This window comes from Agrobacterium sp. SOY23 (genome assembly GCF_027212525.1).
In the GTDB taxonomy this organism is placed as follows: domain Bacteria; phylum Pseudomonadota; class Alphaproteobacteria; order Rhizobiales; family Rhizobiaceae; genus Agrobacterium; species Agrobacterium tumefaciens_I.
The window spans coordinates 52526-70720 of record NZ_JAPWDT010000006.1 but is presented as its reverse complement, the minus strand read 5'-3'; the positions used below and the strand labels follow the sequence as shown (position 1 = coordinate 70720).

Annotated in this window: 23 protein-coding genes; 8 read left to right on the top strand and 15 right to left on the bottom strand. The window is 61.4% G+C overall.

What is annotated here, in order from left to right; all coding sequences use genetic code 11:
• Positions 1–2: 2 nt before the first annotated feature.
• From O3S81_RS17745 to ubiT, 13 genes are all read right to left on the bottom strand, one after another.
• On the bottom strand, positions 3–494 hold the full coding sequence (locus O3S81_RS17745; protein ID WP_010973823.1) for a nitrate reductase cytochrome c-type subunit: 492 nt from the start codon (positions 492–494) through the stop codon (positions 3–5).
• A complete protein-coding gene (gene napA / locus O3S81_RS17740) occupies positions 464–2968 on the bottom strand; it encodes a periplasmic nitrate reductase subunit alpha (protein ID WP_269345266.1) in 2505 nt (834 codons plus the stop codon). Before napA ends, O3S81_RS17745 begins: the two co-directional genes overlap by 31 nt.
• Entirely contained in the window at positions 2943–3230 is a 288-nt protein-coding gene (locus O3S81_RS17735) for a chaperone NapD (protein ID WP_269345265.1), read from the bottom strand. The genes napA and O3S81_RS17735 overlap by 26 nt, the downstream gene beginning before the upstream one ends.
• A complete protein-coding gene (locus O3S81_RS17730; protein WP_269345263.1) occupies positions 3223–3717 on the bottom strand; it encodes a ferredoxin-type protein NapF in 495 nt (164 codons plus the stop codon). Before O3S81_RS17730 ends, O3S81_RS17735 begins: the two co-directional genes overlap by 8 nt.
• Positions 3718–3724: 7 nt before the next feature.
• Entirely contained in the window at positions 3725–3910 is a 186-nt protein-coding gene (gene napE, locus O3S81_RS17725) for a periplasmic nitrate reductase, NapE protein (protein ID WP_269345261.1), read from the bottom strand.
• A gap of 205 nt (positions 3911–4115) precedes the next feature.
• Positions 4116–5303, bottom strand: coding sequence for an NnrS family protein (locus O3S81_RS17720; protein WP_269345259.1), 1188 nt, complete (start codon positions 5301–5303; stop codon positions 4116–4118).
• Positions 5300–6052 (bottom strand): ATP-binding cassette domain-containing protein, encoded by a 753-nt coding sequence (locus O3S81_RS17715; RefSeq protein WP_269345257.1) that lies wholly within the window; start codon positions 6050–6052, stop codon positions 5300–5302. The genes O3S81_RS17720 and O3S81_RS17715 overlap by 4 nt, the downstream gene beginning before the upstream one ends.
• The gene (locus tag O3S81_RS17710) at positions 6049–6858 is read right to left on the bottom strand and encodes an ABC transporter permease (protein WP_269345256.1); all 810 of its coding nucleotides are present in this window, start codon (positions 6856–6858) and stop codon (positions 6049–6051) included. Before O3S81_RS17710 ends, O3S81_RS17715 begins: the two co-directional genes overlap by 4 nt.
• Before the next feature lie 5 nt (positions 6859–6863).
• A complete protein-coding gene (locus O3S81_RS17705; protein ID WP_269345254.1) occupies positions 6864–7847 on the bottom strand; it encodes an ABC transporter substrate-binding protein in 984 nt (327 codons plus the stop codon).
• Between the two features lie 152 nt (positions 7848–7999).
• Positions 8000–8380 carry a hypothetical protein gene (locus O3S81_RS17700; protein ID WP_269345253.1) on the bottom strand — a complete coding sequence of 127 codons (381 nt, stop codon included), beginning with the start codon at positions 8378–8380 and terminating at the stop codon, positions 8000–8002.
• Positions 8377–9315 carry a ubiquinone anaerobic biosynthesis protein UbiV gene (gene ubiV / locus O3S81_RS17695; protein WP_269345251.1) on the bottom strand — a complete coding sequence of 313 codons (939 nt, stop codon included), beginning with the start codon at positions 9313–9315 and terminating at the stop codon, positions 8377–8379. The genes O3S81_RS17700 and ubiV overlap by 4 nt, the downstream gene beginning before the upstream one ends.
• A 5-nt stretch (positions 9316–9320) precedes the next feature.
• Positions 9321–10298 carry a ubiquinone anaerobic biosynthesis protein UbiU gene (ubiU, locus tag O3S81_RS17690; protein ID WP_269345250.1) on the bottom strand — a complete coding sequence of 326 codons (978 nt, stop codon included), beginning with the start codon at positions 10296–10298 and terminating at the stop codon, positions 9321–9323.
• A complete protein-coding gene (gene ubiT, locus O3S81_RS17685; RefSeq protein ID WP_442864944.1) occupies positions 10289–10804 on the bottom strand; it encodes a ubiquinone anaerobic biosynthesis accessory factor UbiT in 516 nt (171 codons plus the stop codon). The genes ubiU and ubiT overlap by 10 nt, the downstream gene beginning before the upstream one ends.
• 148 nt (positions 10805–10952) lie before the next feature.
• Here ubiT and O3S81_RS17680 point away from each other — a divergent pair, with 148 nt between their 5' ends.
• Genes O3S81_RS17680 through O3S81_RS17670 form a run of 3 tightly spaced genes read left to right on the top strand, consistent with a single transcriptional unit; the run spans position 10953 to position 13473 of the window.
• Complete coding sequence (locus O3S81_RS17680; RefSeq protein ID WP_269345248.1) at positions 10953–11303, top strand: DUF488 domain-containing protein; 351 nt, start codon at positions 10953–10955, stop codon at positions 11301–11303.
• Between the two features lie 56 nt (positions 11304–11359).
• Positions 11360–12886, top strand: a complete 1527-nt coding sequence (locus O3S81_RS17675; protein WP_269345246.1) for a UbiD family decarboxylase — start codon at positions 11360–11362, stop codon at positions 12884–12886.
• Complete coding sequence (locus O3S81_RS17670) at positions 12883–13473, top strand: UbiX family flavin prenyltransferase (RefSeq protein ID WP_269345245.1); 591 nt, start codon at positions 12883–12885, stop codon at positions 13471–13473. The genes O3S81_RS17675 and O3S81_RS17670 overlap by 4 nt, the downstream gene beginning before the upstream one ends.
• 4 nt (positions 13474–13477) lie before the next feature.
• Here the strand turns inward: O3S81_RS17670 and O3S81_RS17665 are convergent, their stop codons facing one another.
• Positions 13478–14155: an NnrU family protein gene (locus O3S81_RS17665; RefSeq protein ID WP_269345243.1), complete on the bottom strand. Its 678-nt coding sequence runs from the start codon at positions 14153–14155 to the stop codon at positions 13478–13480.
• Between the two features lie 12 nt (positions 14156–14167).
• Positions 14168–14323: a hypothetical protein gene (locus O3S81_RS17660; protein WP_003520964.1), complete on the bottom strand. Its 156-nt coding sequence runs from the start codon at positions 14321–14323 to the stop codon at positions 14168–14170.
• 137 nt (positions 14324–14460) lie between these two features.
• Between O3S81_RS17660 and O3S81_RS17655 the strand changes: the two genes are divergently transcribed.
• From O3S81_RS17655 to O3S81_RS17635, 5 genes are all read left to right on the top strand, one after another.
• Complete coding sequence (locus O3S81_RS17655) at positions 14461–14994, top strand: cytochrome c oxidase subunit 3 family protein (protein ID WP_269345239.1); 534 nt, start codon at positions 14461–14463, stop codon at positions 14992–14994.
• Positions 14995–14999: 5 nt separating this feature from the next.
• Positions 15000–15290, top strand: a complete 291-nt coding sequence (locus tag O3S81_RS17650; RefSeq protein ID WP_162936922.1) for a hypothetical protein — start codon at positions 15000–15002, stop codon at positions 15288–15290.
• Positions 15291–15468: 178 nt separating this feature from the next.
• Positions 15469–15921, top strand: a complete 453-nt coding sequence (locus tag O3S81_RS17645; RefSeq protein WP_037093028.1) for a c-type cytochrome — start codon at positions 15469–15471, stop codon at positions 15919–15921.
• A gap of 24 nt (positions 15922–15945) precedes the next feature.
• Positions 15946–17292, top strand: coding sequence for a nitric-oxide reductase large subunit (locus tag O3S81_RS17640; protein WP_137411895.1), 1347 nt, complete (start codon positions 15946–15948; stop codon positions 17290–17292).
• Positions 17293–17356: 64 nt separating this feature from the next.
• Entirely contained in the window at positions 17357–18169 is an 813-nt protein-coding gene (locus O3S81_RS17635) for a CbbQ/NirQ/NorQ/GpvN family protein (protein ID WP_269345233.1), read from the top strand.
• The last annotated feature ends 26 nt before the right edge of the window (positions 18170–18195 follow it).

Genomic DNA, 18195 nt, shown 5'->3' with positions numbered 1-18195 from the left:
CATCATTCGCTACCCGCCGGTTTTACACCCATCGTGCTCATGTCCTCAAACGTGTTGGGCACGAGTGGCCGGGTATCAGCCTGCGGTACGTGGCAGGCGGTGCAGAAATAACGGCGCGGCGAAACATCCGCCAGCATCTGGCCTTCGCGCGTCATATAGTGGGTGACGCTGATCATCGGCGCGCCGGAATCCTGCGTGAATTCGCGCTTGTGGCAGGACAGACAGCGGTTGGCATTGACCGACAGCTGGTAACCGTCGATCGAATGCGGGATGACCGGCGGCTGTTCCGGATAGGCGCGCATGCGCCTGAAATCGTCGATCACCCATTTCGGCAGAGGTTTGGCCGGCTCGGTCTTCATCGCGTCGCCGCGCGGGCCGGACAGTTCCGGCACCATCTGCGCGACGGCCCCCGTCGCAAGAGCCACGACCAGAAGCGTGGCGGCGATCCATCCGTGTTTCCTGATCATGCGACTGGCTCTATCTTGACTGCGCATTTCTTGAAATCCGTCTGCTTGGAGATGGGATCGGTTGCGTCGAGCGTCACCTTGTTGATCAGCTGGCTGGCATCGAACCAGGGAACGAAGACGACGCCGGGCGGCATGCGGTTGCGGCCGCGCGTTTCCACCCGCGAGCGGATTTCGCCGCGGCGCGAGACGATGCGGATTTCCGCACCCTGATTGAGCCCGCGCTTGCGCGCATCGTCGGCATTCATGAAACAGCGGGCGCCGGGAAAGGCCTTGTAGAGTTCCGGCACGCGCATGGTCATGGAGCCGGAATGCCAGTGCTCCAGCACGCGGCCCGTCACCAGCCAGGTATCGAATTCCTCATCGGGAGATTCCGCCGGCGGCTCGTAGGGCACGGCGATGATGACCGCCTTGCCGTCCTTGTTGCCGTAGAACTTCACGCCCTCGCCGGGTTTGACATAGGGGTCGTAACCCTCGCGATAACGCCACAAGGTCTCCTTGCCATCGACGACGGGCCAGCGCATGCCGCGCACCTCGTGATAGGCATCGTAGGGCGCCAGATCGTGGCCGTGGCCACGCCCGAAGGCGGCGTATTCTTCGAAGAGACCCTTCTGCAGATAGAAACCGAAATCCTTGGATTCCTGGTTCTGGTAATCCGCGTTGATCTCGCTCAGCGGGAACTTGCCGACATCGCTGTCCTTGTAGAGCACCTCGTAAAGCGTCTTGCCACGATAGGCGGGATTGGCGTCGAGTATCTCCGCCGGCCACACCTCGTCGGTGGTGAAACGTTTGGAGAATTCCACCAGCTGCCAGAGGTCGGAACGCGCCTCGCCCGAGGCCTCCACCAGCTGGTGCCAGACATGGGTGCGCCGCTCGGCATTGCCATAGGCCCCTTCCTTCTCCACCCACATGGCGGCAGGCAGGATGAGGTCGGCGCTCATGGCAGTGATGGTCGGATAGGCATCCGAAACCACGATGAAGTTTTCCGGGTTGCGATAACCGAGATAAGTCTCGTTCTTGGTGTTGGGGCCGGCCTGAACATTGTTGTTGACCTGTACCCAGTAAAAATTCAGCTTGCCGTCATGCAGCATGCGATCCTGCTGCACGGCGTGGTAACCCGGCTTTTCCGGGATAATGCCGTGCGGGATGCGCCAGATTTCCTCGGCATGTTTACGGTGTTCCGGGTTGGTCACCGTCATGTCGGCCGGCAGGCGGTGGGCGAAGGTTCCCACCTCGCGCGCCGTGCCGCAGGCCGAGGGCTGGCCGGTGAGCGAGAACGGGCTGTTGCCCGGCTCGGAAATCTTGCCGGTCAAAAGATGGATGTTATAGACCATCTGGTTGGCCCAGACGCCGCGAACATGCTGGTTGAAACCCATGGTCCAGAGCGACATGACCTTGCGTTTCGGGTCGGCATAAAGCTCGGCCAGTTCCTCCAGGAAGCCGGCCTCCACGCCGGTCATGGCGGCGGTCTTTTCCAGCGTGTATTCGGAGACGAATTCCTTGAAGGTCTCGAAATCGATCGCTTCCGTCTTGGTCGGATCGGCTGAATTGGCGGCATTCACCTCCACCGGATTGTCGGGCCGCAGGCCATAACCGATATCGGTGACACCACGCACGAATTTCGTGTGGTTCTTCACGAAGTCTTCGTTGACGCGCCCGGTCTTGATGATGTGGTTGGCGATGTAATTGAGGATGACGAGATCCGTGCCCGGCTTGAAGACCATGGGGATATCGGCGAGATCCATGCTGCGATGGGTGAAGGTCGAAAGCACCGCCACCCTCACATGGTCGAAACCCAGACGCCGGTCGGCAATGCGGGTCCACAGGATGGGGTGCATCTCCGCCATGTTCGAGCCCCAGAGCACGAAGGCATCGGCATGTTCGAAATCGTCGTAGCAGCCCATCGGCTCGTCCATGCCGAAGGTGCGCATGAAGGCGTAGGCGGCCGACGCCATGCAGTGGCGGGCATTGGGATCGAGATTGTTGGAGCGGAAGCCGGCGCGCATCAGCTTGGTCGCGGCATAACCCTCGAAGATCGTCCATTGGCCGGAGCCGAACATGCCGACGGCCGTCGGTCCCTTTTCCTTCAGCACGCGCTTGCACTGCGCGGCCATCACGTCGAAGGCCTCGTCCCAGCTTACCGGTTCGAATTCGCCATCCTTGGCATAAACGCCGTTTTTCTTGCGCAGCAGCGGGGTTTGCAGGCGGTCCTTGCCATACATGATCTTGGACAGGAAATAGCCCTTGATGCAGTTGAGGCCACGATTGACCTCCGCCTGCATGTCGCCATGGGTGGCGACCACCTTGCCTTCCTTGACGCCGACCATGACGCCGCAGCCCGTGCCGCAGAAACGACAGGGCGCCTTGGACCATTTGATCTGCAATGCGGAAACACCGCCCGGCACCGGCTGGGCGGCGGCGGGAAGCGCAATGCCCGCCGTTGCCGCCGCAATGCCGGCGGCATGCGCCTTCAATAGATCACGCCGCGTCAGTTCGCTGCTCATCGCCGCTCGTCTCCTCTGTATCGACGTGTTCAAAAACCATGTTGGCGGCAATCACACCGTCGAGTGTCGAAATATAAGTGAGCGTATCGCCCAACATGCCGGTGCTCGTGCCATCGATGACGATGACGAACTTGCCGTTGCCCTCGCCATGAACCTCGACATTGTCGAGCGTCAAAAGCGTTGCAAACACGGCGTCCCGCATCTGCGGCATCACCGCCACCACGGCGCTTGAAACATGATACCGGCCCGTATTTTCAGGCATATTGCATCTCCGTGGCTCTATCCTTGATCTCGATCACACCGGCCGGACAGACGGACACGCAGGCCCCGCAGCCGGTGCAGGCATCCCTGACAAGCTGCGGCACGAAAGGGCCGCCGCGGCGCGGGCGAAACCGGATCGCCTCTGTCGGACAGGCATCGCGGCAGGCCTGGCAATCGATATTGCCGAAGGCGAGACAGCCCTCGCCGATCGCCATGACATGATCGAAGCGCTGCGCCGCAGGCACGGCAAAAACCGGCTCGGGACAGGCTTCCGCGCATTTGCCGCAGAAGTTGCATTCCCCGGCGGAGAAATCGACCGAAGGCAAGCCGCCCGCCATCGCGATGATGCCGGTGGGACAGGCTTCGACGCATTTTGCGCAACCGCTACAAGCGGCGAGGTCGCTCAACGCGACCCCGGGGGGACAGATACGCGGTTTTTGTTTTTGTCCGCCGCGCAGGAAATCGCGCCGATTGAGTTCCATCATCATTTAGCCCTCAATGACCGGGAGGCCCCGGCGGCCCGTAAATGATCTGGAACATCCAGCAGATGAAGCCATAGGCCCCGACAAATCCAACCGCCAGTATGGGCCAGATTCCAAAGGCCAGGACGGCAAAGGTCACAAGCTCCCTCGTCCGGCCCTGCTTTTCATCGGCATTCTGGGGCGCGACTATTTTAGGCATATTCGCGTTTCCTATTCGGTTCGAGTCATCATCGGCGAAAAGACGGAAATATTCAACCACTTGATTTTATTGATTATTTATCAGAAATAACATTCATCAATACCGCCCACCTAAGTCACTGATTTCATATTGGGCTTTTGCCAAAAAAATAAACATCGGGAATGGAAAGGGTGAGCGCCCTGCCGCCGGCGCCGTGAGAGCTCGCTCATCCGCATGCCCCCGCCTCGTCCATGCCCGGCGCACGCATGAAGGGCAGAAAGCCCTGTAGCCAGACACCGAAACTCGCAGCCCACACTATTGCACTGAGGCCGTGATGATAGGGAGACAGGATCGCTGCGAAATCGAATTCGGGCAGGATGCGGATCAGCCCGGCCATCACCATCAGCCCGGCTGCCGCATGCGCCTGCCATGGCAGATGCGCCAGATCACGTCCGGTATGCCTGAGCCCGGCAATGATGAAGACGGCCATGACGGCGCAACCAAGCGCCCCCACCGACAGGAGATGCAGGCCTGCGGCCGGTGGGACGGAAAAACCGAGTCGTGTCGCCCCGAGCGCCAGAAACCCCGCCCCGGCGAAGGCATTGCCGAGGCCGAGCAGCAAAACCTCGGTCTTGAAGACGGCGCGGCCGATGAACCATTCGGCCAGCCGGTCGAAAAACGCGGCGCCGGCCGCAAGCGCCAGCCAGGCACAGACATCGCTTTGCGGAAAGAAAAGTTTCGCCGCCATATAAAGCGTCACCATCGCGCCCGCCATGTGCTGGCGGCCGGGATGCGGCCGATAAGGGGTTGTCCCCCCGGTTGGATCGAGCGCCAGATTGAGGACGACGACATTGATACGCGCGGCGGACAGTGAAAACAGCACGATAAAGATGCACAGCGCCGCCTCCAGACAGCGGGATGCGAGGTCCAGATCACCGCTCCACCAGGCATAACGCACAGCCGCTTCCGCCGCCGTGAACAGAAAAAGCCAGATGAGGAAGGCCAGATGTTTCACCGTACGCCGCGCCAGCATCGCCGTGCCGATGAGGGCGGAAAGCGCCAGCAGAAAGGCCAGATCGAAAAAGCCCGCCGGCAGGCTCCATGCATCGCCCCCCGCAAACCCGATCAGGCGACCCGGCAGCCAGAGGCCGGCGAGAGCAAGAAGCGTGCTGCCCGAGGCCGCCCTGGTATCGGTCCACTCCGGAACTGCCGAACCAAGGAAGCCGGCAAGCGCCATGCCATAGGTGCCAAAAATCATTTCATGCGCGTGCCATTGCGATGGCGGAACGGCATCGCCGAAAGGCAGGTCATAACCGCCAATGACGATCCACAGAAACGGCCAGACCGCGCCATGGAGCGCAGCGAGCGGGAAAAACAGCCGCAGGGCCTCGGAAAGAATGGGGCGCGCCCTCATCTCGTCCGCTCCCGTGCCGAAAACAGTTCGGCAAAGGCCGGGCTTTCGGCCAGCAATTCCGCCTCGTCGAAAACCGCACGCGCCATGCGCCGGCCCGGCGAGCCGGCGGGCGTGTGCGTGGCGATGACGCGGCCATCGACACCGGAGAGCACGATCAACCTGTCGGCCACCAGCAGTGCTTCATGAAGGTCATGCGTCACGAGAAGCGTGGAGAAACCGCGCCTGCGGGAGGCGGCCACCAGAAGCTCCTGCAGATGGCGGCGCAGCCCGACATCAACGGCGCTGAAGGGCTCGTCCAGAAACAGCATGTCCGGTTCCACGGCGAGCGCCCGCGCCACCCCGGCGCGCTGGCGCATGCCGCCGGAAAGTTCGACCGGATATTTACCGAAATCCGCCTCTTCCAGGCCGACTTCCAGCGCAAAATGCCCTGCCCTTTCCCGTCGCTCCCTTCTCGGCATACCGGCAGCCGCAAGGCCGTAGGCGATATTGTCGATCAATGTCATCCACGGCAAAAGCCGTGGTTCCTGAAACACCAGCCCCTGCCGGCGATAATGGCGGTGCACACGGCCGCGCACGGGATCGATGATACCGGCCGCGATCTGCAGGATCGTCGTCTTGCCGCTGCCGGAAGGGCCGAGCAGCGCCACGGTTTCCCCCGGCGCTATGGTGAGATCAAAATTCTCGAACAGGCTGCGACCCAGAAAGGCGTGGCCGACATGTTCAAAACCAAGGGCAAGATGCTCGCTCATCGTTTGACACCCCATGGCAGCCCGGCGGCGCGCCAGCGTTCCAGCGCTTCGCGCAGCAGATGCAGCAGGCCGTAATCGGTCAGCAGTGCAAGGCCGACCGTGATGGTGAGCCAGGCGCTGACCTGCGCGATATCGAACAGCGCCCGTGCGGTCGCCAATTCGCCGCCAATGCCGCCGGAATTGGACAGAAGCTCGGCCATGACTGTCACTTTCCAGGCGCTGCCGGCCGTCGTTGTCCAGGCCGGAAAGAGATAGGAGAGAACATGCGGCATGGTGACCGTGCGCAGACGGTAGAACCACGGAGCGCCGAAGGCCTGCGCCATGACCTCCAGCTGCCGGTCCCGCTTGGCCACACCTTCCAGTGCGCCGGCGAAGGAGACCGGCGCCGAGGCGATGACCACGGTCATGACGGCCGTGCCTCCCGACGAGCCGAACCAGATCAGCGCCAGCACGATCCAGCCGATGGGCGGCACGCCGAGCAGGACGGTGACGACAGGCTTCATCAACCGCATCGCCGCGAAGGAATAACCGGCCAGCACACCCGCCACCGTGCCGATGCCTGCGGCAATGGCAAAACCGGTCAGCGCCCTGACGGCGCTCTGCGACAGGATCGTGAAGAAATCCGGCCGCGCTGCAAGCACCCCGATGGCAGCGAAGGTCTCACCCGGTGAAGGCAGGATGAAGGAGCCATAAATCTCATGCCCGGCCTGCCAGGCGGCGAGAAAACAGAAAATGCCGGAAAGCCCCGCCCAGCCCGCCCAGAGATAGCGGCCAGTCCAGCCAAGGCTTTCAAGAATGCGGTTCATGCCTGCTACACCAGATAAAAACCGTCATCCGGCCGCCCACCGCCGATGATGGCCGGGTCCGCTTTCGCGAGTTCATCGTAAAACGCCTCGAGATCGGCGCGTGCAGCGCTCGCCTTCAGCGCCGACAAATGGCTTGTCGGGAAGGAGGCGGCGATGATTTCAGGCGGGAAACCAAGGGCATCGGCGGCGGCCGCCGCCGCCCTTTGCGGATCGGCCATAGCGCTGGCGAGCGCCGCTTCCATGCCCGCCTGCAAGGCCCAAATACCAGCCTTTCCGAGTTTTTCCTGAACCTGCGAGGTCAGGGCGAGACCGGCTTGCGGGATTTCGGGCCTGCCCGCCACCTTCGCCCAGTCCTGCTGGATATCGATGGTGCGATGGACCGTCATGAAAAACGATTTTGCCTTGATGAGCACGGCGGTTGCCGCCGGTTCGCTCAGCAGCGCGGCATCCACACGGCCCGTCAGTAGCAATTGCACGGCTTCCGGTGGCGAGGCGGCGTATTCCAGCTTGATATCGCCGGGCTTCAACCCTTTTTCAGCAACCAGCCGACGCAAGACGAAATCCGGCATATCGTTCTTGAACGGCAAAGCGAGCGTCTTGCCGGAAAGGCTTTCCAGCGACGTCAGCGTTTCGTCCTTCGACACCACATAGAGCAGGCCTGTTGTCAGCACGTTCAGAAGCCCAAGGCCGAGGCCGCGATTATGGAGATTGGCAGCACCGTAACTCGGCATCACCACCGCGCCCATGGAACCGGAGGCAACGGCGGCACGCATTTCATCCGGCGTTTTCCACGCCTTGAAGACGGCCTCGGGGGCAACATCCTTCAGGAACCCGCCCTTTACCGCATGGGCCAGCACGGCGGAGGGCGCAGCGGGCGGGCCATAAAAGGTGAGCGGGGTTTCCGCCTTCAGAATATGTGGTGCGGCAAGTGTCGCCACCGTCAATCCCGAAAGGGCCGAAAGCGCCTGACGACGGGTGAGTTGAGCCATGGTCCTGATCCTTGTTCGCGCCGGAAGCGCCCTGATGTGCGTGACGCTCGCTGATGGCCGACCTTCCGGCCACAGGTGCGTCACCCATCTGGAAATGACATTTTGCAAGCGCCCGATCTTTGCGCAGGATCAAACAGCACCGGAAACCGGGCCTATTCGCCTGTCCTGAGTGAAAGGGCATCGCGCAGGATACGCGAGCCCTCCTGAGCGGCGGCGGCGATATCGAGAAACATCAGGCTTGCGGTTTCGACCACACCTTCGTCCACCGTGTCGTCTTCGGCGAAATCGGAGAGCATCTCGGTCAAAAGCGCGACCTTGCGCCGCTCCTCGCGGGCCGCGGCCAGAAGCTTGACGATGTTGCGCTGGCGCTCGAAATCCTCGAGCTCACGCAGGGCCTCATGCACCCTGTCGCGGCAGCCGCAATCAAGCGCGCTTTCCAGAACGATGTTGCGCACCAGATGGATCGCGGCGGCGATATCCGCACCGCCCGGCGCCGCAGACAGTGGTTGTGCCTTTTGCCTTTCCATCGTCATGCATTCACCCCATGCGCTGTGTTGCGGGCACGGGCAACCCAGGCCGCCCCTTCCTGCCCGTGATGAAAACCATTGGAGAAAGGCACGTCCGGATAGATTTGCCCGAGACGTGCAAGGCCATCTTGCGCATCCCGCCTGCCGGCCAGAACATCGTCGTGGATTCGTGCCACCGCGACCATGTCGCAATCCTGTGGTGACAGGCGAAAACGCGTTATGCCGGCCTCGGCCAGATCCAGCAGCTCACCAAGCAGCGACTGGCAGGTGTGCGATACCGTCTGCACGCCGTTCAGTGCCAGAAACGACTGCCGGTCAAGCGTGCGCACCGGCAACCCGTCCGGATCGTCACCGCAGACGAACTGGCAATTATCCTTTATATTGCCCTTGGCGCGGGCATGGGCGCAGCGGGCCGAAATGGCGAGCGGCAGGCGGCCGAAGACGAAGATTTCGAAGTCCACATCCGGCGTTTCCGCCACGATGCGCTCCACCGAGGTCACCGGCAGTTCCGGTGGCAGGCAGATGACGCTTGCACCGCGTGACGCCAGAAGCCGCGCGGTCGCGGCATTATAGACATTCACCATCGGGCCAACGACATGCGGCGTGCCGTGCAGCATACCCAGCGCGGAAAGGTCGTTCGCCTCAACGAGATAAGGACTGTCGGCAATCAGGCCGCGCAGCTGGCGGCTTTCCCGCTCCAGCGTAACCAGTGAGAGAGTCGAAAGGATCACCTGTTTTCCGGCGTTCTCCAGCCGCTCTATCACCTCGGCCAGATGTGGCTCGGTGAAATGAAACCGTTTCGAACAGACGGTTTCGCCGAGATAGACATGGCTGACGGGCGCTTCATCGGCGATGCGAAAGTAAAAATCGCGCCATTTTTCGCCCTGCCAGAGATAAAGGACGGGGCCGAGCGCCAATGTGGCCTTTGCGGTTTTTGCCATCGCCATCATCTCCAGCGTTTCTCGTAAGCACCGACGGTGGTGCGCTGGCCTTCGCTTAAAAGCCGCAGGCGCGAGAGCAGCCGTCCCCGCTCTTCGGCGCTGGCGGCCAGCGCCCGGTGGAGGGTGGAAACCACTTCCGCCACATAGGCCTTGCCGCGCTGGCGGCCTTCGATCTTGAGCGCGCTGACCCCCGCTTCGCGCAAGGCGTCGATCTGGTCCATCACATCAAGCGACACCGGATCCTCGAAGGCATAGGACTTGTCGTCGGCAATCTCGAAACGCCCCTTGCACAGCGTGGGGTAACCCACCGCTTCTCCTTCCGGAAAGCGGTTGATGGTATAATCGCCGAGTTCCGAGACCAGCTCCTGCCCATCCTGCCGGTAACGCACATGGCTTGCCGGTGAGCAGACGCCGTTCATGTTGGGGGATTTGCCTGTGGCATAGGAGGACAGCGAGCAGCGACCCTCCGCCATGACACAGAGCCCGCCGAACACGAAGATTTCGATCTCGCAGCGGATTTGCCGCGCCAACCGGGCAATGTCGGAAATCGTCAGGGTGCGTGGCAACACCACGCGTTTTGCGCCGAAGGCATCAACGAGGAAATTCACCGCGTCGGCATTGGAGGCGGAGGCCTGCACGGAAACGTGGATACGCTGCTGCGGATGATGTTCCGCCACATGCGCCATCAGGCCGAAATCGGCAAGGATAAGCGCGTCCGCCCCCACCTTCACGGCATCGGCCGCACCGCGATACCAGATATCCTCATTACCGGCGCGCATGAAGGTGTTGAGCGCCACGAAGGTCTGCACGTTGCGTTTCTTCGCATAGGCGATGGCTTCGGCAAGCTCTTCGCGGGAAAAATTGAGACCGGGAAAATTGCGGGCATTGGTTTCATCGCGAAACCCGCAATAAACGGCATCCGCGCCGGCATCCACGGCCTCGCGGAAGGCGGCGGGCGTTCCTGCTGGACAGATCAGTTCCATGCCTCACCTCCCCGCGTTTCGGATAGAACATGGCCGCGCAGCCGGTTCGCAACACCCGTTACCACCGGCGCAAAAGGCCCGGCAAACGCACCGAGATCGCGCGGCAGGTCGATGCCGCTATCATCAAGCGCATTGCGCAGCGCCAGCATCGCCTCCATGTCGCCGGTCACGCTCAAGTCGCGTGAGAAGAACAGCGCGTCGGCATCCTGCCGCCCTTCCATCAGGGCCAGCAGCATGAAAAGCGGCCCTTCCACCGCCGCATCCACCTTCGGCAGGCGGCCCTTTCGGCTGACGGTGATGGCGGGGCGGGCCGGTTCGACCATGAAGGCGAAAGGCAGATCGACAGGCTGAAAGCCATAACGCTTGTGGCTATGTTCACCGAGCCGGCCGAACATATCCGGGTGCCGTTTCATGATCTGCGCCAGCATCGCCGCCGTCGCTCGCTGCACCACGGCAAGGGGCAGGAAATTCATGGGGGTGGCGATGGCGGCGGGAAAAGGTCTCATGAAGGGTCCTGTCAGGTCAGTTACGGACCGGACCCTAACCGCAGCGCGTCGGCGCCGGTTTGAGCGAACGCAAAGACAGGGAGATTTTCAGGCGCCTCTTCACAAAAGCCGCTATAAATCATTCACTTGCCAAGCGAAGGAGGCCGCCATGCCCGACATAAGGATCAAACGGATCTACGAACCCGCCAGCGACGATGACGGTACGCGTGTTCTGGTGGACCGGCTGTGGCCGCGCGGCATGCGCAAGGAAGACGCAAAGCTCTCGCTGTGGATGAAGGAGATCGCGCCCAGCAACGAACTGCGCAAGCAATTCTCCCATATGCCGTCACGTTTTGCCGAATTTACCGGGCATTACCATGAGGAGCTTTCGGCCAACCCCGATGCCGTGGCGCGCATGAAGGAACTGATGGCGAAGGGCCGGGTCACGCTGCTTTATGCCGCCCACGATACCGAACACAACCACGCCATCGTTCTCGCCGACTATCTTCGTTCGCACTGAAGCCGCATTTGCGGCAGCGCAAGGACATGCCGCATAACCGCCTGCAAACAGGCGGCATGAGAGACGAACCGACAGATATAAAGACAGAAACAAAACCCGCCCGCACAAGCGATCTGCGCGGTTTCATCCGGCTGCTGGAAGAGCGTGGGCAGCTGCGGCGAATCCGCCAGCCGGTTTCGCTGGTGCACGAGATTACCGAAATCCATCGCCGCGTGCTCGCCGATGGTGGGCCGGCGCTGCTTTTCGAGCAACCCGTCGATCATGAGGGCAAGGTGCGGGACATGCCGCTGCTTGCCAATCTCTTCGGCACGCGGCAACGCATCGAATGGGGGCTCGGGCTTGAGACCGGTGGCCTGCCGGCACTTGGACAAAAGCTCGCCGAATTGCGCGAGCCACGCCCGCCGAAATCCATGGCCGAGGCATGGGGTAAGCTGCCTTTGCTGAAAGCCGCACTGTCCATGCGGCCACGCAACGTCTCCCGCGCTCCGGTGCAGGAACAGGTACTGACGGGCGATGCGGTCGATCTTGCCTGCCTGCCGGTGCAATGGTGCTGGCCCGGCGAACCAGCGCCGCTCATTACCTGGCCGCTGGTCATCACGCGTTCGCCTGATGATCCCGACGATATCAATGTCGGGATCTACCGCATGCAGGTGCTGGGACAGGACAGGGTCATCATGCGCTGGCTGGCGCATCGCGGCGGCGCGCATCACCACCGGCTGTGGCAAGCGCGCGGGCTGGATATGCCCGTCACCATCGCCATCGGCGCCGACCCCGCCACCATTCTCGCCGCCGTCATGCCGCTTCCCGATCATATCAGCGAACTTGGTTTTTCCGGTCTGCTGCGCCGCTCGAAAAGCCGCATAGCAAAGGCATTGACGGTGCCTATGCCGGTGCCCGCCAATGCCGAGATCGTGCTGGAAGGCACCGTCTCAGTAACGGAAACGGCACTCGAAGGCCCTTATGGCGATCATACCGGCTATTATAATTCGGTCGAAGCCTTTCCGGTCATGAGGTTGTCGGCGATCACCATGCGCCGCGATCCAATCTATCTTTCCACCTATACCGGCCGGCCGCCGGATGAACCCTCGGTTCTCGGCGAAGCCATGCTCGAGATTTTCCTGCCGCTCGTCAAAAGGCAGTTTGCGGAAATCGTTGATCTGTGGATGCCGCCGGAGGCCTGTTCCTATCGCGTCATGGTCGCCTCCATCGACAAGCGTTATCCCGGCCAGGCAAAACGGGTGATGATGGGCCTGTGGTCGATGCTGCCGCAGTTCAGCTATGTGAAGCTCATCATTCTGGTCGATCCCGATATTGATGTCCGCAGCTGGGCGGATGTCGTCTGGGCGCTCTCCACCCGTTTCGACGCGTCGCGCGATGCAACGATCATCAACGATACGCCGATCGATTATCTCGACTTCGCCTCGCCGAAAACCGGCCTCGGCGGCAAGATGGGTCTGGACGCCACCCGCAAGCTGCCGCCGGAGACGGAGCGCGAATGGGGTCGCGTGCTCTCCATGACACCTGACGTCATCGCAAAGGTGGATCTGATGTGGCGTGATCTTGGCCTTGGAGAACGACCATGACCCCGTGCCGTGTCGTGGTCGGAGTCACCGGTGCCTCGGGTGCCGGCATTGCGCTGCGCATCATCGAGCGCCTAGCAGAGATGAAAAGCGTCGAAATCCATCTCGTCCTGTCGCAGTCCGCCAGACGCACCGTGCTGCATGAGGAAGGTGCGCAAGCCATGGGGCGGATGCTTTCGCTCGCCAGCGTCAATCATTCCGTCGATGATATTGGCGCGGCAATTGCCAGCGGTTCCTTCCCAACGGCCGGCATGATCGTCACCCCCTGCTCCATGCGCACCCTTGCCGCCATCGCAACCGGACTTTCGGACAATCTCGTCACCCGCGCCGCCGATGTGCATCTGAAGGAACGACGGAAACTGGTTTTGATGACCCGCGAGACACCGCTGCATCTCATCCATCTGCGCAATATGTGCACTGTCACGGAGGCAGGCGCCATCGTCATGCCGCCAGTGCCGGCCTTTTATAACAGGCCACAAAGTGTCTTCGATATTGTCGACCAGCTCGCCGCGCGTGCCATCGATCAGCTCGGCATCGCGTCCGCGCCGCAGGCGCCGATATGGCAGCCGCATGTGGTGAAAATGTCGTGAGTGATCAGAAATAGGCCATGGGGTCCGCGCCGAAGAGCATGGCATGGCCGCCAGTCAGAAGCCACCACACGGTCAAGCCTGTCAGTGCCGCGGCGAGCAGCATCGGCACATCCACGGCGATACGGGTTTTGCCTGTGAGAATTGCCGCAAAGGGCACCGTGGCGCTTCCGGCGGCCGTCGCGTTCCATGCATTGCCCAGTCTTTTCCGCGCGCGTTTTTCCGTCATCGCCATCCCGCCAAGCGAAAACAGCGCAAAACCGCCGAACAGGATGACGGAGCGCAGGTCACCATTCGGCACGACATGGCCGAGCGACCAGAACAGGAAACCGACAAGCACGGGATGGCGCGTTATGCGCACGATCGCCCCGGGCTTCTGCCCCTGCCGTACGGAAATGGAGAGCGGATTGACACTGAGAAGGCCGGCCAGCACGAAAAACAGGCCAATCGGCGCTGCCAGAAAGGTGACATGCGCCTGCCAGGGCGCGACATCCCAGAGCGGTATGTAATCGACCGACAGCGCGGCGTAAAACACCCAGCCCAGCGTCAGAAGCGAGACGACGGAATAAGCCCCGAAATAAGCGGGCCTGCCGATGGCCGCAATCAGCCGGCCGCGCACGGCAGGCACGGCAGGAATGGAGTGCAGCGCCACAAAAAGCGAAAGAGCGGCGACAAGTTCAAGCATGCGACTGCCTTTTCACTGGTTCAGGAACAGCACCGAAGCAATGGCCACGGAGGCAAGCACGGCGGAAACCGCGCCCATGCGCTGTAACACTCCCATACGGTACAACAGCACCGCAAAGCCAATGATAATAGGGGTTGCGACAATCAGCCCGACCTGCGCGTCGTTCATGGGATGCTCCATTTTCCAGAGTTGCGCTTTGTCATGACAATAGGGCTTTGCGCGCTCCCTTCTTTGACCGACCGCAAAGAAGCGCAGTTTGAGGACGCCTAAGCGTGGCTTGCTGTTTTACAATTACGGGCGAGGCCATGGCGATAAATACGGAAGAGGAAAGCGGAAACCTGCTTTTGTGGATTCTGGTCTGGAGCGAGCTTGCCGCTTTCGGCGCGCTGACCGGCGCCTTCATCATCGCCTTCGCGCTCAATCCGGATGCATTCGCCGCCGCGCGCCAGCACCTGCAGCCGCAGCTTGCCGGTCTCAACACACTGATTTTGCTGGCGAGCGGCTGGCAAGCGGCCGTCGCGGCGAGCCGCCACACGAAGCTGCCGGGCAAAAGGCGGGCGCTTGTCCTTGCCGGCCTGCTGGGTTTCGCTTTCGTCGGAGTGAAGCTCCATGAATATTCCACCGAAATCGCCTTCGCGTCCGACCCCGCCTATGGCGCTTTCTTCGAGCTCTATTTCCTGCTCACCGGCTTCCACCTGCTGCATGTCGTCTTCGTGGCCGTGCTGCTGTTTCTCGTCGCAGTCTTCCCGAAAAACGAGAACGTCACGCTGGTGACGACGCTGTGGCATGTCATCGATCTGGTCTGGATCGTCATTTTTCCCATCGTCTATCTGGTTTGACAATCATGATCCACCGCACCTCCCGCCAGCTCGCAAGAAGTTTCGCAGTGCTCGCCATTCTCGTTCTCGCCGGTACGGCCGTCGTCACCTCGTGGAAGGCAGCGCTTCTGCCGCCGGTTGCCGTCGCGTGCCTGATGCTGCTTTTCGCGCTCATGAAATCCAGACGCGTCATCGACGATTTTCTGGGTTTTGGCGAAGAGCGAGGCCTGCTGCGCACGGCACTTCTGGCATGGCCCGCAATCTTTGCCGCCGCAGCCCTTTTGCGAGCGTTCCTGCAGGGCATTTTGTCGCTCTGAAAAGGCGGACCGCATCACCTCTCCACTTGTTTGCCAAATGGCAAAGAACGCCGGCGGCCAGCGGCTAGAAAGGCTTCAGACCCCACCGCATTCCGCCAGCCTGCTGGCAAATCCCGGCAAGAGGGTTCGATCAAGCCAGTCCGCATAAGCGGTCTTCCGGATGGAAAGGACCATTGGCATGGCAGAACGCCTGACCAAAACAGGAGCGCGAAACGTCTTTTATGGCGGCTCCATCTTCTTCTTTGCCATATTCGTCGGGCTGACCGCCCATAGCCATTATTACATGCGCACCACCTCGACGGATGAAAGCACGCTGACCGAAAGCGTCGCGCGCGGCAAACATGTGTGGGAGAAAAATTCCTGCATCAACTGTCACACCCTGCTCGGCGAAGGCGCCTATTTCGCGCCCGAACTCGGCAATGTCTGGAAGCGCTATGGCGGCGTGGAAGACAAGGATGCGGCGCGCGATTCCATCAAGGCGTGGATGGCCGCCCAGCCCACCGGCATCGAAGGCCGGCGCCAGATGCCGCAGTTCAATCTCACCGAACAGGAACTCGATGATCTCGTCGACTTCCTCGAATGGACGAGCCGGATCAAGACGCAGAACTGGCCGCCGAACGATGCGGGTTGAGGTTGACGGCAAGGAGATGACGAGATGAAATACCAGACGCAAAAAGTCGCCATGCTGTATTTTTACGGCGCAATCGGGCTGTTCGTGGCGCAGATCCTGTTCGGCGTCGTCGCCGCCACGATCTACGTGCTGCCCAACACGCTTTCCGAGCTTCTGCCCTTCAACATCGTGCGCATGATCCACACCAATGCGCTGGTCGTGTGGCTGCTGATGGGCTTCATGGGCTCGACCTTCTATCTTCTGCCGGAAGAGACGGAAACGGAGCTTTACAGCCCCAAACTCGCCATCGCGCAGTTCTGGATCTTCCTGGTGGCAGCCGCCGTTGCCGTGGTCGGATATATGTTCCGCATCCACGAGGGCCGCGAATTCCTCGAACAGCCCTTCGCCATCAAGGTCGGCATCGTCCTTGTGGTGCTGATGTTCCTGTTCAACATCACCATGACGGCGCTCAAGGGCCGCAAGACCACGGTCATCAACATCCTGCTCTTCGGTCTCTGGGGTCTGGCGATCTTCTTCCTCTTCGCCTTCTACAACCCCATGAATCTGGCGCTCGACAAGATGTACTGGTGGTACGTCATCCATCTGTGGGTGGAAGGCGTGTGGGAACTGATCATGGCGTCGATCCTCGCCTTCCTGATGATCAAGCTCAACGGCATCGACCGCGAAGTGGTGGAAAAATGGCTCTATGTCATCGTTGGCCTTGCGCTCTTCTCGGGCATTCTCGGCACCGGGCACCACTATTACTGGATCGGCGCACCGGGTTACTGGCAGTGGATCGGCTCGCTGTTCTCGACGCTGGAAGTGGCTCCCTTCTTCACCATGGTCATCTTCACCTTCGTCATGACCTGGAAGGCTGGCCGTAAGCATGAGAACCGCGCGGCCCTCCTCTGGTCGATCGGCTGCTCGGTCATGGCCTTTTTCGGCGCCGGCGTCTGGGGTTTCCTGCACACGCTGTCTTCGGTGAACTATTACAGCCACGGCACGCAGCTCACCGCCGCCCACGGGCACCTCGCCTTCTTCGGCGCCTATGTGATGCTGAACCTTGCGATGATGGCCTATGCCATACCGGAAATGAAGAAACGCGCGCCCTACAATCAGTGGCTTTCGATGACGAGCTTCTGGGTCATGTGCACGGCCATGTCGGTGATGACCTTCGCGCTGACCTTTGCCGGCGTGGTGCAGATCCAGCTCCAGCGGGTCATGGGCGAGAGCTTCATGGATGTGCAGGACCAGCTGGCGATCTTCTACTGGATCCGCCTTGGTTCCGGTTTCGCAGTTCTCATTTCGGCAATCATGTTCATCTGGGCAGTCCTGGTGCCGGGCAAGCAGAAACAGGGTGACGTCGCCCGCCTCGTGCAGCCCGCCGAATGAGAAACGGACCGGCTCTCCTTTTCCCCCGGAGAGCCGGTCCTTACCACCAACCATGGAGATGACCATGAATACGATTTTCCGTCCCGCGCCGCAGCCTTTGCCGGAGGCACCGTTCTACACCCCGCTCGGCAACGAATGCGTGCTGTTCGAAAGCGCCTGGGTGCGGCAATTGCCGCTTCTGCTGAAAGGCCCGACCGGTTGCGGCAAGACCCGTTTCGTCAGCCATATGGCCGCGAAACTCGGCCTGCCGCTTTCCACCGTTTCATGCCACGACGATCTTGCCGCTGCCGACCTGACCGGCCGTTACCTGCTGAAAGGCGGCGAAACGGTATGGATGGACGGCCCGCTGACACGATCGGTACGCCAGGGCGGCATATGTTACCTCGACGAGATCGTTGAGGCGCGCAAGGATGTGGCCGTCGTGCTGCATCCGCTCACCGACGACCGCCGCATCCTGCCTCTGGAACGCACCGGCGAAGTGCTGGAAGCACCCTCGGGCTTCATGCTCGTGGTGTCCTATAATCCCGGATACCAGAACCTCCTGAAAAGCCTGAAACCCAGCACCCGACAGCGTTTCGTCGCCATCGAATTCGACTTCCTGCCCAAGGAGCAGGAAATCGCCGTCGTTTCGCATGAAAGCGGGCTGGATGCGCGCGATGTCGAGCCGCTGGTCGATCTTGCCCACCGGCTGCGCGGCCTGAAAGGCCACGATCTGGAAGAAGGCGTCTCCACCCGCCTGCTGGTTTATTGCGCCAGCCTCATCGATACCGGCCTTCCCGCCCGCCAGGCCGTGCGCGCGACCATGATCGAACCGCTGACCGACGAGCCTGATGTGAAGGCCGCGCTGCATGAAGTAGCGGATGCGATCATCCGATAGGCGCTTTGATATCCACACCGGGTTGC

Coding starts and splice junctions, on each gene's coding strand:
- O3S81_RS17745 (WP_010973823.1), bottom strand. CDS start 494: ATGCGCAGTCAAGATAGAGCCAGTCGCATGATCAGGAAACACGGATGG.
- napA (WP_269345266.1), bottom strand. CDS start 2,968: ATGAGCAGCGAACTGACGCGGCGTGATCTATTGAAGGCGCATGCCGCC.
- O3S81_RS17735 (WP_269345265.1), bottom strand. CDS start 3,230: ATGCCTGAAAATACGGGCCGGTATCATGTTTCAAGCGCCGTGGTGGCG.
- O3S81_RS17730 (WP_269345263.1), bottom strand. CDS start 3,717: ATGATGATGGAACTCAATCGGCGCGATTTCCTGCGCGGCGGACAAAAA.
- napE (WP_269345261.1), bottom strand. CDS start 3,910: ATGCCTAAAATAGTCGCGCCCCAGAATGCCGATGAAAAGCAGGGCCGG.
- O3S81_RS17720 (WP_269345259.1), bottom strand. CDS start 5,303: ATGAGGGCGCGCCCCATTCTTTCCGAGGCCCTGCGGCTGTTTTTCCCG.
- O3S81_RS17715 (WP_269345257.1), bottom strand. CDS start 6,052: ATGAGCGAGCATCTTGCCCTTGGTTTTGAACATGTCGGCCACGCCTTT.
- O3S81_RS17710 (WP_269345256.1), bottom strand. CDS start 6,858: ATGAACCGCATTCTTGAAAGCCTTGGCTGGACTGGCCGCTATCTCTGG.
- O3S81_RS17705 (WP_269345254.1), bottom strand. CDS start 7,847: ATGGCTCAACTCACCCGTCGTCAGGCGCTTTCGGCCCTTTCGGGATTG.
- O3S81_RS17700 (WP_269345253.1), bottom strand. CDS start 8,380: ATGACGATGGAAAGGCAAAAGGCACAACCACTGTCTGCGGCGCCGGGC.
- ubiV (WP_269345251.1), bottom strand. CDS start 9,315: ATGGCAAAAACCGCAAAGGCCACATTGGCGCTCGGCCCCGTCCTTTAT.
- ubiU (WP_269345250.1), bottom strand. CDS start 10,298: ATGGAACTGATCTGTCCAGCAGGAACGCCCGCCGCCTTCCGCGAGGCC.
- ubiT (WP_442864944.1), bottom strand. CDS start 10,804: ATGAGACCTTTTCCCGCCGCCATCGCCACCCCCATGAATTTCCTGCCC.
- O3S81_RS17680 (WP_269345248.1), top strand. CDS start 10,953: ATGCCCGACATAAGGATCAAACGGATCTACGAACCCGCCAGCGACGAT.
- O3S81_RS17675 (WP_269345246.1), top strand. CDS start 11,360: ATGAGAGACGAACCGACAGATATAAAGACAGAAACAAAACCCGCCCGC.
- O3S81_RS17670 (WP_269345245.1), top strand. CDS start 12,883: ATGACCCCGTGCCGTGTCGTGGTCGGAGTCACCGGTGCCTCGGGTGCC.
- O3S81_RS17665 (WP_269345243.1), bottom strand. CDS start 14,155: ATGCTTGAACTTGTCGCCGCTCTTTCGCTTTTTGTGGCGCTGCACTCC.
- O3S81_RS17660 (WP_003520964.1), bottom strand. CDS start 14,323: ATGAACGACGCGCAGGTCGGGCTGATTGTCGCAACCCCTATTATCATT.
- O3S81_RS17655 (WP_269345239.1), top strand. CDS start 14,461: ATGGCGATAAATACGGAAGAGGAAAGCGGAAACCTGCTTTTGTGGATT.
- O3S81_RS17650 (WP_162936922.1), top strand. CDS start 15,000: ATGATCCACCGCACCTCCCGCCAGCTCGCAAGAAGTTTCGCAGTGCTC.
- O3S81_RS17645 (WP_037093028.1), top strand. CDS start 15,469: ATGGCAGAACGCCTGACCAAAACAGGAGCGCGAAACGTCTTTTATGGC.
- O3S81_RS17640 (WP_137411895.1), top strand. CDS start 15,946: ATGAAATACCAGACGCAAAAAGTCGCCATGCTGTATTTTTACGGCGCA.
- O3S81_RS17635 (WP_269345233.1), top strand. CDS start 17,357: ATGAATACGATTTTCCGTCCCGCGCCGCAGCCTTTGCCGGAGGCACCG.